Here is a 17,001-nt window from a genome sequence, read left to right on the forward strand (position 1 = left end):
AAAACAATGATTAATATCATTTTTATTGATATCATATTTATAGAGATAATTGTGCGAGCAGGAGGAGAAACTGTGGAATTCAAAGACTTAGAAATTTTTCAGATGGTAGCAGAAAAAGGAACAATTACAGAAGTGGCAAAAGAGTTGAGCTACGTTCAATCCAATATTACATCACGGATCCAGAAGCTCGAGGCTGAGCTAAATACACCTTTGTTTAATCGACATCGTCGGGGAATGACGTTGACACCCGAGGGGAAGAAACTATTAACCTATAGTAAAAAAATATTATTGTTAACAGATGAAATGAAAAAAGCCGTTCAAAATAAAAATGAGCCGTCTGGTAAATTAGAAATTGGAACAGTTGAAACTGTCATTCATTTACCAAAAATATTATCTACCTATACTAAAAAATATAAAAATGTGGATCTGTCATTATATACTGGTGTCACTGAAGATTTGGAAAAGCAAGTGTTACATCATAAGTTGGATGGAGCATTCGTTTCTGAATCAGACTTTCATCCTGACCTTGTGTCGCATGACGTATTGCAAGAGGAGCTTGTGTTAATATCAGATATTCGTACATCCTCATTGGAAGAGTCGAAAGAGGAAACCATTCTTTGCTTTAGTGAAGGCTGCGGATACCGAGCGAGATTTAAAGCGTGGTATAGAGACCAAAACCTTACACCAAGAAAAGTGATGGAATTTGGCACATTAGAAACGATTTTGCGTAGCGTAGTCGTTGGACTTGGTGTGGCATTCGTCCCAAGATCAGCGGTAACCCATTTGGAGCAAAGTGGGCTCATCAGATGTTATACCCTTCCAGATCAATACAGTAAAGTCAAAACCGTTTTTATAAGAAGAGCTGATTCGTACTTAACCTCAACAATGGAAAAATTTATTGAAACCATCGAAACGAATAATCAAATAACAGTATAAAAAAACAGGGTTGTTCCCAATAGTCACCGACATGACTTGTGGAACAACCCTTTACCATTTTTTTTAATCTATTTTTACCCATTCTTGCGACCATTTTTCAATTTCCCTTAAAATGGGTTCGATACTATGTCCTCTTTCTGTTAGTGAATACTCAATAATAACAGGCGTTTCAGGGATAACCTCACGTTTAACCAATCCTTGGTGCTCCAGTTCCTTTAAACGATCTGATAATACCTTTCCACTTATACCTATTGAAGATTGTATCTCATTAAACCTTTGTGGCCCTACTAATAATTGATAGATAACCAAAGCTGTCCATCTTTGACTTAATAGTGTAATTGCTTTTTCAAATTTCGGGCAGATTGTAGGTTGTTTCATTTTAAAAATGCACCTCTCTTAATGAGTATTGTACTAAAATGAAAAACTATTTACAATTGGAAATTTAATTACTTGACAATAATTAATTATATAAATAAACTTACTTACATAAAGTAACTTAATTTTAAAAACGAATTGATATTGTAAAGGGAAAGTTATAAAAAATTATAGATAATCTAGGAGGATAAAAATGGGATACCACGCAAAACCAACCACATTTGTTGGACATGTCAAAATAAAAGTTGAAAAGCTAGAACGTTCATTACAGTTCTATAAGGATATACTGGGATTTGATATTTTGGAACGAACAGACACATCCGCAAAATTAACGACTGATGGAAAGACAAGTATTCTATCACTGGAACAACCTGAAGATGTTGTTCCAAAGCAAGGAAGAACAACTGGACTCTATCATTTTGCTCTTCTTTTACCTACAAAAACAGATTTGGCTAATATCGTTGTTCATCTAGTAGAAAAAGGGGTTCGCTTTGGCTCTTCTGACCATCTAGTTAGTGAAGCTTTATATCTAAATGATCCTGATGGCAACCAAATTGAAATATATATAGACCGCGATCCCTCTGAATGGGATTGGAAGGGTGAAGAAGTGGAGATGGCTGTTGATCCGCTAGATTTTGAAAGACTATTAAATAATATTGAACCAGGTAAAACATGGAAAGGGATGCCAAATGAAACGCTAATGGGGCATATTCACTTACATGTAGCTGAGTTACAAAAGACCGAAGAGTTTTATGTGAAAGGACTTGGATTGGATGTTGTAAATCGTTATGGTACACAGGCACTTTTCCTTTCGTCCGGAAAGTACCACCATCATATTGGAGTTAATACATGGAATGGCGTAGGAGCACCTAAGCCACCTAAAAATGGTGTTGGGCTTGAATCGTATACACTTATTTTGCCAACTGAAGAAGCCCGTGACGGGATTGTGGAAAATTTGAAAAAGATTGGTGCGGATGTGATCGAAGAAAACGATACGGTTATCACATTTGACCCTTCTGGAAATCAAATAGAGTTAGCTATCTAATGAAGGGAGGACACCTTTAATGAATCAAGAAAAGAAAAGTGATTTTGAAATTGGCATTTACACTCTCGCTGATATTGGGCCAGACCCCCTTACCGGTAAGACCATTACCGCTCAAGAAAGAGTAAAAGAAATGATTCAAGCTGCAAAACTTGCGGACGAGGCTGGACTTGATGTATTTGGAATAGGAGAGCATCATCGTCTAGACTATGCATCATCTTCTCCAGCAGTTATATTGGCTGCAATTGCCCAAGGCACTGAACAAATTAGATTAACGAGTACAACGAGTGTATTAAGTACGCTTGATCCCGTTCGTCTATTTGAGGATTTTGCAACATTGGATTTACTCTCGGATGGTCGTGCAGAAATACTGGCCGGTAGAGGAGCCTTTATTGAATCATTTCCTCTTTTCGGTTATAGCACAAATGATTATGATGAATTGTTTGAAGAACATATGGATTTATTATTAAAATTAACTCAAAATGAGACTGTCACTTGGTCGGGGAAGTTTCGTTCTTCATTAAGGAATGCAGAAATCGCTCCTAGACCAGTACAGGAAAATCTACCAGTATGGATCGGAGTTGGAGGTACACCTGAAAGTGCCGTTCGTGCTGGAAAGTTTGGGGTGGGGATGGCTCTAGCAATATTAGGTGGTCATCCAAAGCGATTTAAGACACTTGTCGATCTCTATCGTCAAGCAGGAATAGAAGCTGGACATAACCCTCAAGACCTGAAGGTTGGTGTAACAGGCCATGCTTATCTAGCTAAAACAACTCAGCAAGCAAAGGATGAGTTTTACCCTTATTACTCCAATTACTGGGAATATGTAAATCGTCAGCGTGGAATGGGAACAAGGATGTCAAGGAATGACTTTGAACATATGGCTAGTCCAGAAACGGCCTTGTTCGTAGGAAGTCCACAGCAAGTCGCTGAAAAAATCCTCACACAATACGAGCTCTTTGGGCACAAACGATTTCTTGCCCAGTTAGATATAGGTGGTCAACCTTTTAAAAATGTAGCAAAAGGTATTGAATTGTTAGCAACGGAGGTTGCTCCAATCGTTCGAAGAGAAACAAGTAAATAATGGATACGAAAACTATCTGTACTAATCGGCTATTTTCGAGAAAACCCATTTTCAAACAAGCGTTTGTTTAATGGGTTTTTCCTTTAGTAACAATAACTTGCGAATTCAATTAAACGTTTGTTTGAATCAAATTCGTATTGTTGAGCAGGTTAAAAAGTGTGCTGTACTAGTCCAATATTGATATTAATGTGTCAATTCGTAGTCAACTCTTTCTCTTTACTTATATATTGTTCTATAATGAGGGTGGGGTGAAGGACATGGCTCGTGAACGTAAATTTACAACTGAGGAATTATATAAGACAACTGAGGAACTACTCCTAACACATCATTATGAAGGGTTCCAGTTTAGTTTGGTTGCGGATCATTTGCGTGTTTCCCGAGGAGCAATCTATAAGTATTTTGAAAACAAGGAAGAATTGATTACGGAGTATATGCTTTTTAAAATGGAGCAATTTCTCCAGGAGCTAAAGGAAATATACTCAATTGAAGGCTTTCATAGTCAATTTGATTTTCTTTTAAACCTCATGTTTAAGAATCCGGAACTTTATCAACTTATAGAAATTGGGAAGCGTGTTCCGGTCCACATAAATGAGAAAGTAAAAGAAAACATGGAAAAACTTGAAAGCTATCACATTGAGATGTACCGTTATGTGGAGGGCTTAATTGAATCGGGTAAAAGAGAACAACAATTTAATCCAAATATTCCTGAACCAGTCATCTTAGGTTATATTTTTCAATCAGTCGCGATTCCAAATCATTTTGGCATTCCCCATGATAAGTGGGTTCAGTCGATTAAAGAAATAATTTGTCACGGAATCTTCAAAGACTTATAATTGACACGGGTGTCACTTTAAAAGATAATTATCGTGACAACTGTGTTAATTTTTTTATAGAAAGTGACATGAGTGTTACTTTTGAAAGAAGAGGTGGTTTAAAATTGAAAAACATGTTACAAGCCATTACAGATAAAGTCACCACAAAAAAAGGAATGTGGATTACATTAGCATCTTGGCTTATTGTCACCATATTATTAGCCGTTTTTGCGCCGAACGCAAAGGATTATGAGGTTTCGAGAATTGACTCACTTCCTGAGGATGCCCAGTCGGTAATTGCCCAAAGTAAAGTGGATGAGTATTTCAAGGATAGTAATGGGACTCCAGCAATCTTGGTCTTTCATAATGATGAACAATTCTCATTTCAAGATCTTGTAGATGTATCTAGTCAAATTGAGAATGCTGAAATTCCTGGGGTAGAGCAGGTAGTTCCTTTATCAACCTTGCCACCGCAGGCTGCTGCAGGATTCTTTTCAGAGGACCAATCAACTGCTATACTTCCAATCATGTTTGATGCATCGTTAGAAACAACGGAAATCCGCGATTCTAAGGATGAGGTTATAAAGGTCGTTAAAGATAATTCAGATCTAACTTTGTATGTAACTGGTCCAGCGGGAATTGCAACAGATTCACTGGATTTATTTTCAAGGGCCGATCTAGTGTTAATTTTATCAACGGTAGGGTTAATCCTCATTTTATTAATTGTGATTTATCGTTCACCATTGTTAGCCCTAATACCGTTATTAGCAGCTGTCTTTGTCTATGAAGTGACTATGCAATCATTAGGTATACTAGGGAAAGCTGGTTTACAGCTAAGTAATCAGACAATCTCAATTATGTCGATTCTTTTATTTGCGGCCGTCATTGATTACTCGTTATTTGTATTTTCTCGTTTCCGTGAGGAGCTCAAGAATTATGAAAATAAATATGATGCGATGAGAGCTGCCATGAAAGAGGTAGGAATGCCTGTCTTTTTCTCAGGCGGGACAGTATTAGCGGCAATGCTAGTATTATTCTTCGCAGACCTTGGAGATTATCGTAATTTTGCTCCAACCTTCGGCACAACAATGGTAATCATCATGATTGCATCTGTCACACTCGTGCCAGCACTATTTACACTTTTCGGTAGAAAATCATTCTGGCCAAAGGTACCAAAAGTAGGGGATGCAAAAGTAAAAGATAACTCCATCTGGAGCAAAGTCGGAAGAATGGTTGTTAAAAAGCCAGGATTATATGTCGCAATTGTAGGGATTTTTCTTGTTATTTCTGCAGCCAATATGTTTAACTTAAATTACGAATTCGACACGATGAAGTCATTTCCAGAGGATATGCCATCACGACAAGGATATGAACTCATCGAGGAGAAATTTGCAAAAGGTGAACTTGCACCATCTACAGTCTTGTTTGAAGGGAAAGCGGCTGTTACAAAGGAAGAGCAGGATGCGCTACGCGATGAGTTACTAGCTCAAGATCTTGTAAGTGACGTTAGAATCAACGGAACTGCTGAAGAAAATCGGGTTCTAAATTTCTCTTTAACGTTTGAAGAAGGGCCATATGATATAGAAACGATTAACGCAATGGAGAAGATGATTTCAAACTCTGAAACCATTTTGAAGGATGCGGATGTAGATGGAGAACTCTACTTTGCAGGAGAAACCGCAACTAAAGTGGATGATCGCTCAACAAATAATCGAGACGTTATCTTGATCGTTATACTTGAAACCATTTTAATTTTTGGTATGCTAATTGTTCTTACAAAATCATTTAAAATGCCTATTTATATGATGGGTACAATCTTAGTTTCATTTTTAGCGGCATTAGGATTAGGTATGTTCTTAACAAACTTATTCTTTGATATCGACACGATAGCGAATCGTGTTCCATTATACGCATTTGTTTTCTTAGTTGCACTTGGAATTGATTATAATATTATGCTCATCTCAAGATTCCAGGAAGAAAGAAGAAATCATTCAGTAAAAGAAGCTGTACAAATAGCAGTAGCAAAAACAGGCGGAGTCATTTCATCTGCGGGTGTCATTTTAGCTGCCACCTTTGCGGTCCTCATGACACAGCCGGTTCAATTATTATTTGTCTTCGGCTTTATTGTAGCGGTAGGAATTCTGTTAGACACATTCCTAATCCGGGGAGTATTGTTACCTGGGTTAATCGTACTCTTAGAGAAGGATAAAGCGGTAAGTAAAGAAAATTAGTGATAGAAAAGAAAGGGCCTGTATCAATTTAGATACAGGCCTTTTTATAGTGTATGGATTTGTGTTCTAATTAAATCGAATTTTAGGTAATTGACAAGATTTGTGAATTATGAAACTATTATATTGTAAAAATTTAGAAAAGGAAGGCTAAAGATGATACTTAAAGCAAGAAAGGTTCCAAATCACCTACAAATACGGCGTTACTTAAAGCCCCGAATAGTGTTTACTGATGGGCAAGTAAAAAAGTTACTAGCTGATGAAAAAGGCTTTGAAGGCGAATGCAATTTCGATGAACTAATAGCCCGATCCCCTGCATCCACATATCTTCAACTATATGACCTCCTCCTTGAATGGCGAAACACAACTTTTCAAATTGACTCACTCCTTATATGTCCATACAAAATCTATCTTTTCGATGTCAAAAACTTTGAAGGAGAATTTTATATTGAGGGTAATCGATGGTACTTTTCATCTGGGTATGAAATAAAGAATCCAATTCCTCAACTAGAGCGCTCTGAATCCCTGCTTAGACCACTCATGCAATCAATAGGTATTAATCTTCCCATTGAAGCGAAAATCATTTTTGTTAATCCCGACTTTACCCTTTTTCAGGCAGATAGACATCTTCCAATCATCCTACCTACTCAAATTAATTCTTTGTTAAAGAAGTTCGGTTCTGCTTCTATGAATACTAGTGGATCATTAATAGGATCGGCAAAAGAACTAGCCCTACTTCATAGTGAAAATTCTCCATTCAATGATAAGCTTATCCCTGAATATACCTATCAATCTGTGAAAAAGGGAATCTCTTGCGTCGATTGTGGATCGCTATCGGTTAGTTTGAATGGAAGATACCTTATGTGTGAGAGGTGCGGGGCAAAGGAAGCTCTACATACAGGTATTATGAGATCACTAGAAGAATATAGGGTGCTCTTTCCAAATAGGATACTGACCGTTTCTGAGGCTAATGATTGGTGTGGGCTTGATATGAATAGGCTTAGAATGCAGAAAATATTGAAGGAGCATCTTGTTATGGTTGAGGGAGGAAAATCAACGTATTACCGTTTTATATAAGTGTAGTAGTGGAAATTCACTTCTATATTATTTTTAAGCGAGATGGATCAAAAGGCATTGGTAAATAAGGGATACGAATGCTTTTTTGTGGACAGGGCAGACAAAAGTATTTGTAAAATCCAGGAAAAGGAAAAAGTGACATTAGGATCGATGATAATTGTAATTCATTTCCATTTCTGTATCTTTTTTAAGCGAAAATGACCAAAAAGCATACGCAAATAGGGGATACGAATGCTTTTTTGAGAATAGGTGAAACAAAACCATTCGTAAAATCCAATAAAAGGAAAAGGTAACTTTGGAATCGGCATGGATTGTAATAAAATTCCATTTCTGAATGATTTTTAAGCGAAAATGACCAAAAAGCATACGCAAATAGGGGATACGTATGGTTTTTGAGGATGGACAACACAAAACCATTCGCGAAATCCAATAAAAGGAAAAATTAACTTTGTAATCGGCATGAATTGTAATAAAATTCCACTTCCGTATGATTTTTAAGCGAAAATGACCAAAAAGCATACGCAAATAGGGGATACGAATGCTTTTTTGAGAATAGGTGAAACAAAACCATTCGTAAAATCCAATAAAAGGAAAAGGTAACTTTGGAATCGGCATGGATTGTAATAAAATTCCATTTCTGAATGATTTTTAAACGAAAATGACCAAAAAGCATACGCAAATAGGGGATACGTATGGTTTTTTGAGAATAGGTGAAACAAAACCATTCGTAAAATCCAATAAAAGGAAAAGGTAACTTTGGGATTGGTATAAATTGTAATAAAATTCCATTTCCGAATGATTTTTAAACGAAAATGACCAAAAAGCATATGCAAATAGGGGATACGAATGCTTTTTTGAGAATAGGCAGCACCAAACCATTCGCAAGATCCAATAAAAGGGAAAAATAGCCCATAAGTTGAGTAAGAATGTAACGATATTCAACTTATGCATTATTTAAAAACGAAATATTGAACGCATAGTCTTTGTTTACCCCAGAAGCAAAAAAGATAAAACGCAATAAACGAACACAAGGACCGTATCGGTTATGATACAGTCCTTGTATTCGATGCTAGCTCCAAGAAAGAGCATCTCGGCTCTCTTATCTAGCCAATCCCCTCTGAGGGAAAAAGATGCCTTTTTTCAGTACTTGCCGACCACGACAGGACGGCTAAGCTTCTGAGGTAGGCACAAGAGTACCTACCTTCAGCTGGAATTCGGGCACCTTGCGCTTTTCTGTTAGTTCTGTCCCATCTTAAATTCTAGGAAAAGCTGGTTATAGATGGCGAGGTTTTTTTTCCCAAGGTTTTCATACACCTCAAGCTTTTCGGTTAGCTCTGGAGATGGGTAGAAACGCTCATCAGACACCATATCTTCTGGCATATATTGTAGTGCTTCTTTGTTTGGAGTAGAGTAGCTGACGTATTCCGTGTTTTGAGCTGCTACTTCCGCATCCAGCATAAAATTAATAAACTGATGTGCGCCATCAATATTTTTGGCCGTCTTCGGAATGACCATATTGTCAAACCAGAGGTTAGAGCCTTCGCTTGGTACGACATAGTTCAGATCCTCATTTTCCCACATGATATCAGCGGCATCACCCGACCAAACAATTCCAATCGCAGCCTCGCGATTTTGAATCAGTACTTTACCCTCGTCACCAACAATTGCTTTTACATTTGGGGTAAGCTTCATCAGTTTTGCCTTTGCTTCAATTAAGTGGTCAAGATTAGTATCATTCAATGAATAACCAAGAGAGTTAAGCCCCATTCCAATGATTTCTCTGGCACCATCAACCAAGATGATTTCATTTTTTAGGGAAGGGTCCCAGAGATCATTCCAGCTTGTAAATTCTTTACCATCAAGCATGGTAGAGTTATAGACAATGCCGACCGTTCCCCAGAAATATGGGACTGAGTACTGATTCCCCGGATCAAAAGGAAGATCCATGAACCGTTCATCAATGTTTTTTAAATTTGGTAGTTTTGAATGGTCAAGAGGGATGAGTAAGTCCTCTTGGCGCATTTTATCAATCATATATTCAGATGGCACCGCGATATCGTAGGTGGTTCCACCTTGTTCGATTTTTGTCATCATTGCTTCATTAGAGTCGAAGGTTTCATAAATAACCTTGATTCCAGTTTCTTCTTCAAAACGATCGATCAGTTCTTCGTCTATATAGTCGCCCCAGTTATAAATCGTCAACGTGTTCCCACCAGCGAGACCCTGTGATGAATTTAAATGGTGGATAAGGTAGAGTAACCCACCAGATACAAGTGCAATTGATATAAAAGCACGGATGAGCTTCGTCATTTCCGAACCCCCAATCCACGTGTGTTTCCTCGTTGTGCAATAAAGTAATATCCAACAACAAGAAGCATTGTAAAGATAAAGAGAAGAGTTGACAATGCATTAATATTTAACGAGATTCCTCGTCGTGCAAGAGAATAGATTTCAACAGATAGCGTTGAGAAACCATTTCCTGTTACGAAAAATGTAACAGCGAAATCATCGAAGGAATACGTAAGGGCCATGAAAAATCCAGCAAAAATTCCTGGTGTGATGTAAGGAATAATCACCTTTGTTAGAACCTGCCATTGGCTTGCTCCGAGATCTCTCGCTGCATCAATTAAAGAAGGACTCATCTCTTTTAGTTTTGGCAGTACCATAAGTACAACGATTGGAATACTGAAGGCAATATGTGAAAGTAACACAGAATAAAATCCTAATTTAATTCCAGCCATTGTTAATAAAATTAAAAAGGAAGCACCGATAATGACATCAGGACTTACAATCAAGACGTTATTTAACGATAGTAAAGTATTTTGAGTTTGTCTTTGTTTAATCGAATGAATCCAAATGGCTCCAAGCACGCCAATAATGGTCGATACAAGAGCAGAAAGCAAGGCAATCACAAATGTATTTAACACGATGATTAGCAGTCTAGTATCCCCGAATAGCTCTTTATACCAATCCAAGGTAAAGCCCTCAAAATTGCTCATCGTGCCACCACTATTGAATGAGTAATACACGAGATAGAAAATCGGTGCATATAAAATGAAGAAAATAATAAATAGATACGCCTTAGAAGAAATAGCCAGTTTATCTCTCATTTTTAGCACCTCGTTTCTTGCGGTTTCCAGTTGCGACCATAATTACTACCATAAAAATAATCAGGAAGACAGCTATTGTTGAACCCATGCCCCAATCCTGAGTGACAAGAAACTGCTGTTCAATAGCAGTACCAAGTGTAATCACTTTGTTTCCTGCAATTAGTCGTGTCAGCATGAATAATGATAAAGCAGGAATAAATACAACCTGACAGCCAGATTTTACCCCTTGAATCGTAAGTGGAAAAATCACACGACGAAACGTAGTCCATTTAGATGCCCCAAGGTCGCGAGAAGCATCTAGCAGACTAGGGTTTAATTCATTTAACGAGTTGAAGATTGGTAAAATCATAAACGGAATAAAAATATATACAGATACAAACACAAAGCTAAAATCCGTAAATAATAATTGTTTAGAGCCAATACCAAACACTTCAAGAATCGCATTCGCTGTGCCATAAGTTCCGAAAATTCCAATAAAAGCATAGGCTTTTAATAGTAAATTAATCCAGGATGGAGCAATGATTAATAATAACCACAGATGTTTATGTTTTGTTCTTGTAATTAAATACGCTGTCGGATATGCAACTAATAGAGTTACAGCTGTAATTAAAAACGCATACCAAAAAGAGCTCAGCGTCATTTTTAAGTAAACGGGTGTGAAGAATGTTTTATAGTTTACTAAAGATAAATTTCCCTCTATATCAAAAAAAGAATAATAGAGAACAAGTGTAACTGGAGCGATAACAAATATGAGAATCCATAATGCATAAGGGATAAAAACAAGATTACGTGTTACCTTATTTTCCATGGCTTTCCCCGTCCACGTATGCCTCTAAACGACGATCATATTCTTCTTCTGTTTCACCAAGACGCATAACGTGTATTGCCTCTGGGTCAAAATGAAGTCCAATTTCTTCGCCAACTTTAGCCTTCTTAGTTGAATGAACAAGCCACTCATTTCCATCCTTATCCAAACCGCAAATTTCATAATGTACTCCTCTAAATAACTGGGAATCCACTACAACTTGTAGTTTTCCTTTTTCAACAGAAGTAATTTCTAAATCTTCTGGACGGATGACAATTTCGACTAATTCATTGTCTGAAAAACCTTGGTCAACGCATTCAAATGTCTTTCCGACGAATTCTACGAGAAAGTCTCGATGCATTTTTCCTTTTACGATATTAGATTCACCGATAAAATCAGCAACAAAACGATTGATTGGTTCATCGTATATATCAATAGGGGTACCACTTTGTTGAATTTTTCCTTCATTAAGTACAAATATCTCATCAGACATGGCAAGAGCTTCTTCTTGGTCATGGGTAACGAAGATAAAAGTAATACCAAGCCGCTTCTGAAGGTCGCGAAGCTCGTATTGCATTTCGGTACGAAGCTTCAAATCGAGAGCGGATAATGGTTCATCCAATAAGATAATCTCGGGTTCATTAACAATTGCACGTGCAATCGCAACACGCTGTCTCTGACCACCTGACATTTCTTGAATTTCACGATTTTCATAGCCTGCAAGATTAACAAAGCTTAAAGCTTCTTTTACCTTTTTATCTATTTCAGATTGCTTCAATTTCTTTATACGTAACCCAAAAGCAATATTTTCAAATACATTAAGATGTGGAAACAGGGCGTAATCCTGAAACACTGTATTTACTTGACGTTTATTTGCAGGTGTCGTATTTACTTTTTTACCATTAAAATAAACCTCACCACTTGATGGTTCAATAAATCCTGCGATTAACCGAAGTATCGTGGTTTTTCCACACCCAGATGGACCGAGAAGAGTATAAAATTTTCCTCTTTCTATTTCAAAGCTAACATTGTCGAGAACAGCTGGATCATTGTCATACTGCTTTGTGACATTTTTAAATTGGATTATAGGTATACTGTTCATAGCAACCCCCTTCTTTCTATTAATAGAGATAAGATTCATAACGTAATCCGGCATAATTATACACGAATCGGCAAAAAAAACAATAATAATTATAATTGTCAAGTCAGAAAACTAGGGAAGACTATTTTCTTATTGAAACAAGAGAAGTGTATAGGGCATTTGGGATAGGAAAATTTTCCCGTTTTTAGCAAAAGATTATAACGATTTCATTGACCAAAGAGGAAAATAGAAATATAATTATAGTACTATTTAAAATACTCTTTCTTTAATGAGTTAATTGGATAAAGTAAGGGCAAATTCATTGAAAGATGAAGACGCAAAACTATAGGGGCTAAAGTTCACTAGTGTTCAAAATGGAAGATAAAAAGGACCGAGAAGTTCAAGGCGGCGTAGCTTTTTTGTACCAGAGCGTATGTAATTATACGTGAGGAACGTAGAAGTAAGCCAACCCAGAAATTCTATGTGTCATTTTTACCTGAGTTTTGGAACATCCTCATTTTGGACATGCCAGCCAGTTACCGAGTACAGCTCGTATCGAAAGAACGTAGATTAATCGGTATATGATTAGTCTTTTTTTATACCAAATTATTAACAATATGTTGCTACTATATTACTAGATTTTTGGAATTGGAACATTTCAAACGAATTTTGGAACATCCTCTAAAAAAATTTGGAAGTGATTACATGGAGAAAACAATCCAGAATCTTAACTTGCTAAAAAAATTAAGCGAACTAATTGAGATGATTGGTTCTGAGAAGACTCTAATTTCTGACGAGGTTCGTACTTTACTTAATCAAACATGTCAGGAAAAAGAAGAACAAGAGATTACCAGTACCCTTTTAAATCAACTCCAAGAAATAAACGAACAAATGGAAAACATGCATTGGATGAATAAGCATTACCGAATCCTACATGATTTCGCACAAGTCTGCAGTAAAACATTAAATGAATCCGTCCTTCTCCAAAAGTCTTATGAAATGGTTTCACGTGTTATGCCTACTGATGCATTTTATATTGCATTGCATAATCCTGGTGACAAACATATTCATTTAGTCTTTATTATGGATAATGGCGAACCAGCTCCTCCAAGTACCGTAGACTTTGGCGAAAACTACACATCAAAAGTCATCAAAACAAGGGAAATCGTCCACCTCAAACATCAAAACCAGAACATTGAATATGATACGAAAATGGGTGAGGGGGACGAGGACACAAGCTCCTGTCTTTTTGTACCCGTTGTCATTGATGACCAGGTCAAAGGTGTCATCTCAACTCAGAGCTTTAAAGATTTTGCTTATCGGAAAGAGCATGAGGAACTACTACAAATGATCGGAGCGCAAGTGATCAACTCGATTGAAACAGCAAGATTATATGAAAAAATTTACACAATGTCTCGTACGGATGAATTAACAGGTTTAAAAAACCACCGTGCCTTCCATGAGGATTTAGCACAACTGATCAAAAATGAGAATGATGAAATAACAGTTATGATGATAGACTCTGATGATTTAAAACAGGTCAATGATCGCTTTGGGCACGATGCTGGTGACCTATATTTACAGGTACTAGCATACGGAATGAAAACGGTATGTAATGAAAAGTTTGAGGGGTATCGTTATGCCGGAGATGAGTTCATGATTCTGATTAAAAATAGCAGCGACACGTGTGTAAAGGAAATTTACGCAACTTTAAATGAGTATTACAATGAAAACCCAATCATCATGGAGAATGAAAAAATCATTGTTTCGATCAGTACGGGTGTCGGGATATATCCACACCATGGAACGACCGTAGATTCTTTAAAAAAGGCAGCCGACCAAGCGCTATATGCTGCAAAAGAAAGTGGAAAAAAACGCATCGTAATAGCGAAATAAAAAAGCTCATCCAAATGGATGAGCTTTTTACTCGTTGTCCAGCTCCAGGCACCATCGGCACGAGGTCACAAGCCAATCGCTTCTGAAGGTAAAAATCACCTTCTGTCAGCGCTCGTCTTGTGCTGATCGCCCATGCCAGGATGGCAAGGATTCCAGCGTTATGCACAGGACGTGCATGCTTTTAGCTGGAATTGGGGCGCCCTGCGCTTTTCTTAGTTGATATGGGCAATAATACCTTCTTCGTCGTCCAACACAAGTTTGATTCCGGCATATGGGTCACGGTTAAGAAATTCGCCTAGCCATAAACGAATTGCTTCAATTAAGTTCGCCATAATGAGAACCTGCTTTCGATCGTTCACGTATACTTCTGCGGAGAATCCGTAATCATCGTCATACATCAGCTCCACTTCAACCTCTTCAGGCTTTACTTGCTTTTTTAAGCCGATATAGACACAAACTGCATTTATAATTTCCTGTTCAGAAAGTATTAGCGCTGCCATGGATCAGTCTCTTTTTTCTTTTTATCTTTAATCATGACGAAGATTTTTCGAATGATGGAGATCAGAACGTAAATCGCAAGAACGTTAATCATTAATCCTAAAAATGAACCAAGCATACCCATTCCACCTAAAAGACCTCCGAATAGGAATCCTGCAAGTCCACCAAGCATAAGACCCTTCATTAATCCACCAGACATGAATCCACCTTTTGGAGTGGTAGGAGTAGTAGATTTGTTCGTAACATTGTTGTCTTGTTTTTTCTGTTGTTGCTGGAAGTTTGATTTATTTTTGTTCCCAATATTACTATTGAATCCTCTTTTACCTGATTTGTATCCCTTTGCTTCTACAGCCGTTGGTTGGTCTTGGAAAACAAAGCTCCCAAGCGGGGAAAAAATCAAAGTAAGTGCTACTAATGCTGATAATATCTTTTTCATATGATAGAAATACCTCCATAAGTTAGTTATTTTATTTATAATAGTATACCTTATTATCCAATCTATTGCGCTTTGCAATACCTCCTCATCAACTTTCTCTCTTATATACGATGAAAGCAGAGTTTGGTTTCGCTTTTTTTAAAAAATATGATTGGTAAATAGTAACAAGAGCCCTAACGAAATTGTTAGGGCTCGCAGAATGTATTACATAAACATATCAAGGATCAAGACAACACCCAAACCTACAATAGAAGTTGTGAATAGTAATAGACCCCATGTCTTAAAGGTATCTTTAATGCTTAGACCGAAATATTCTTTAAATAACCAGAATGATGCGTCGTTAACGTGTGTGATTGTGTTACTACCAGCCGCTGTTGCAAGAACCATTAATACTGGGCTAACATCAAATGTATCGATTAGAGGACCTACAATACCAGCAGCAGTTATCGCTGATACAACACCTGTACCTGTAGCAATACGAATTAAGGCAGTAATAAACCAAGCCATAATCAACGGTGAAATTGTAGTATTTTCCATCATCGAAGCAATATAGTCACCAACACCAGAATCAAGAATGACTTGTTTGAAGGCACCACCTGCACCTACAATAAAGATTATCATCGCAATTCCTTTGATAGCGCTTGAGAAAGAGTCCATTACAGTGTTAATGTCTCGACCTGTACGTATACCAAATACATAAATACCGATTAAAACAGCCACAAGTAAACTAATTTCTGCACTACCTAGGAAGTTAATAATTTCATGGAACAAGCTTCCTTCTTCGATAAACATATTTAGAATAGTTGCAGTCATAATCATGATTGCTGGGATTAATGGAACAAAAAGACTTAAACCAAAACTAGGCATTTCTCCTTCAGTGAACTCTTTTGGTTTTTCCATTAATTTTGGAATCGGACGATCTAAATTTTTCATCATTCTTGGTAAAATGATTCCAGCCGCGATAACTGCCGGAATAAAAACAACAATACCAATTATATAAACCATACCCATATCTGCGCCATAAGCATCGACCAATGCAGTCGGACCAGGCTGTGGCGGGAATAAACTATGTGATAGAGTAGTAGCTGCAACCATTGTAATTCCAAGCTTTAAGAATGGAATTTTTGCCTCCATCGCAATACTAATAACAAGTGGCGCTAGAATAATAAAGGCGACCTCATAGAAGACGGAAATTCCAAATACCATACCAATAATAATTAGGGCCCATTCTACCTTTTTAACACCAAACTTATTTAATAGAGTAGAAGCAATACGTTGGGCTGCTCCACAATCAACCATTAATTTACCTAATACAGCACCCAAACCAATTATTAAAGCAAGGCTTCCAAGTGTACTGCCAAGGCCGGCCTTAATAGTTGAAACAATACTTGTTAGATTCATTCCATTTAATAAACCAACAAGGATTGCTGATAGTAAAAGGGCAATCACACTATTTAGCTTAAGCTTCATATTTAGAAAAAGAAGTAAAGCAACCCCAAGAATTACCGAGATAATCGGTAAATTGTCTACAAACCAATCCATTTTTCTTTCCTCCTGTATCTCTCTTAGCTGTAATATCGTTTACATTTGCTTCCGTAAGTGTTGTTCTTTTATTGAAAAA

Annotated in this window: 15 protein-coding genes and 1 riboswitch; of the genes, 7 read left to right on the forward strand and 8 right to left on the reverse strand. The window is 37.2% G+C overall.

Translation table 11 applies throughout. The features are described from left to right. Nucleotides 1-72: 72 nt before the first annotated feature. Nucleotides 73-936, forward strand: coding sequence for a LysR family transcriptional regulator (locus NST91_RS02040; protein ID WP_341329790.1), 864 nt, complete (start codon nucleotides 73-75; stop codon nucleotides 934-936). A 63-nt stretch (nucleotides 937-999) separates the two neighbouring features. Here the strand turns inward: NST91_RS02040 and NST91_RS02045 are convergent, their stop codons facing one another. Next, entirely contained in the window at nucleotides 1,000-1,314 is a 315-nt protein-coding gene (locus NST91_RS02045) for a winged helix-turn-helix transcriptional regulator (protein WP_341329791.1), read from the reverse strand. 190 nt (nucleotides 1,315-1,504) lie between these two features. Between NST91_RS02045 and NST91_RS02050 the strand changes: the two genes are divergently transcribed. The 5 genes from NST91_RS02050 to NST91_RS02070 all read left to right on the forward strand — a co-directional run bounded on the left by NST91_RS02050 (nucleotide 1,505) and on the right by NST91_RS02070 (nucleotide 7,554). Continuing rightward, a complete protein-coding gene (locus NST91_RS02050; RefSeq protein ID WP_341329792.1) occupies nucleotides 1,505-2,356 on the forward strand; it encodes a VOC family protein in 852 nt (283 codons plus the stop codon). Between the two features lie 19 nt (nucleotides 2,357-2,375). Then, on the forward strand, nucleotides 2,376-3,437 hold the full coding sequence (locus tag NST91_RS02055) for an LLM class flavin-dependent oxidoreductase (RefSeq protein WP_341329793.1): 1,062 nt from the start codon (nucleotides 2,376-2,378) through the stop codon (nucleotides 3,435-3,437). A gap of 257 nt (nucleotides 3,438-3,694) precedes the next feature. Next, nucleotides 3,695-4,270, forward strand: a complete 576-nt coding sequence (locus NST91_RS02060) for a TetR/AcrR family transcriptional regulator (RefSeq protein WP_341329794.1) — start codon at nucleotides 3,695-3,697, stop codon at nucleotides 4,268-4,270. A 104-nt stretch (nucleotides 4,271-4,374) separates the two neighbouring features. Continuing rightward, nucleotides 4,375-6,480 carry an MMPL family transporter gene (locus tag NST91_RS02065; protein ID WP_341329795.1) on the forward strand — a complete coding sequence of 702 codons (2,106 nt, stop codon included), beginning with the start codon at nucleotides 4,375-4,377 and terminating at the stop codon, nucleotides 6,478-6,480. A gap of 153 nt (nucleotides 6,481-6,633) precedes the next feature. Next, nucleotides 6,634-7,554, forward strand: coding sequence for a nuclease-related domain-containing protein (locus tag NST91_RS02070; protein WP_341329796.1), 921 nt, complete (start codon nucleotides 6,634-6,636; stop codon nucleotides 7,552-7,554). Nucleotides 7,555-8,790: 1,236 nt separating this feature from the next. Here the strand turns inward: NST91_RS02070 and NST91_RS02075 are convergent. From NST91_RS02075 to NST91_RS02090, 4 genes are read right to left on the reverse strand one after another with little or no spacing between them, the layout of a single operon-like run. After that, nucleotides 8,791-9,864: an ABC transporter substrate-binding protein gene (locus NST91_RS02075; RefSeq protein ID WP_341329797.1), complete on the reverse strand. Its 1,074-nt coding sequence runs from the start codon at nucleotides 9,862-9,864 to the stop codon at nucleotides 8,791-8,793. Beyond that, nucleotides 9,861-10,664: an ABC transporter permease subunit gene (locus NST91_RS02080; protein ID WP_121449394.1), complete on the reverse strand. Its 804-nt coding sequence runs from the start codon at nucleotides 10,662-10,664 to the stop codon at nucleotides 9,861-9,863. Before NST91_RS02080 ends, NST91_RS02075 begins: the two co-directional genes overlap by 4 nt. Further along, nucleotides 10,654-11,472 carry an ABC transporter permease gene (locus NST91_RS02085; RefSeq protein ID WP_341329798.1) on the reverse strand — a complete coding sequence of 273 codons (819 nt, stop codon included), beginning with the start codon at nucleotides 11,470-11,472 and terminating at the stop codon, nucleotides 10,654-10,656. The genes NST91_RS02080 and NST91_RS02085 overlap by 11 nt, the downstream gene beginning before the upstream one ends. Continuing rightward, nucleotides 11,462-12,571, reverse strand: coding sequence for an ABC transporter ATP-binding protein (locus NST91_RS02090; protein ID WP_341329799.1), 1,110 nt, complete (start codon nucleotides 12,569-12,571; stop codon nucleotides 11,462-11,464). The genes NST91_RS02085 and NST91_RS02090 overlap by 11 nt, the downstream gene beginning before the upstream one ends. A gap of 281 nt (nucleotides 12,572-12,852) precedes the next feature. After that, nucleotides 12,853-12,916, forward strand: a riboswitch (cyclic di-GMP riboswitch). A 339-nt stretch (nucleotides 12,917-13,255) separates the two neighbouring features. Here NST91_RS02090 and NST91_RS02095 point away from each other — a divergent pair. Then, complete coding sequence (locus tag NST91_RS02095) at nucleotides 13,256-14,446, forward strand: sensor domain-containing diguanylate cyclase (RefSeq protein WP_341329800.1); 1,191 nt, start codon at nucleotides 13,256-13,258, stop codon at nucleotides 14,444-14,446. Between the two features lie 212 nt (nucleotides 14,447-14,658). Here NST91_RS02095 and NST91_RS02100 read toward each other — a convergent pair whose 3' ends face one another. From NST91_RS02100 to NST91_RS02110, 3 genes are all read right to left on the reverse strand, one after another. After that, complete coding sequence (locus NST91_RS02100; RefSeq protein WP_121449390.1) at nucleotides 14,659-14,946, reverse strand: DUF2653 family protein; 288 nt, start codon at nucleotides 14,944-14,946, stop codon at nucleotides 14,659-14,661. Next, nucleotides 14,934-15,380, reverse strand: coding sequence for a hypothetical protein (locus tag NST91_RS02105; RefSeq protein ID WP_341329801.1), 447 nt, complete (start codon nucleotides 15,378-15,380; stop codon nucleotides 14,934-14,936). The genes NST91_RS02100 and NST91_RS02105 overlap by 13 nt, the downstream gene beginning before the upstream one ends. A gap of 204 nt (nucleotides 15,381-15,584) precedes the next feature. Next, the gene (locus NST91_RS02110) at nucleotides 15,585-16,922 is read right to left on the reverse strand and encodes a gluconate:H+ symporter (protein WP_341329802.1); all 1,338 of its coding nucleotides are present in this window, start codon (nucleotides 16,920-16,922) and stop codon (nucleotides 15,585-15,587) included. Nucleotides 16,923-17,001 lie beyond the last annotated feature (79 nt).

Origin of the sequence: Ferdinandcohnia sp. FSL W7-1320, from assembly GCF_038050315.1 — a bacterium.
Taxonomy (GTDB): domain Bacteria; phylum Bacillota; class Bacilli; order Bacillales; family Bacillaceae_L; genus Ferdinandcohnia; species Ferdinandcohnia aciditolerans.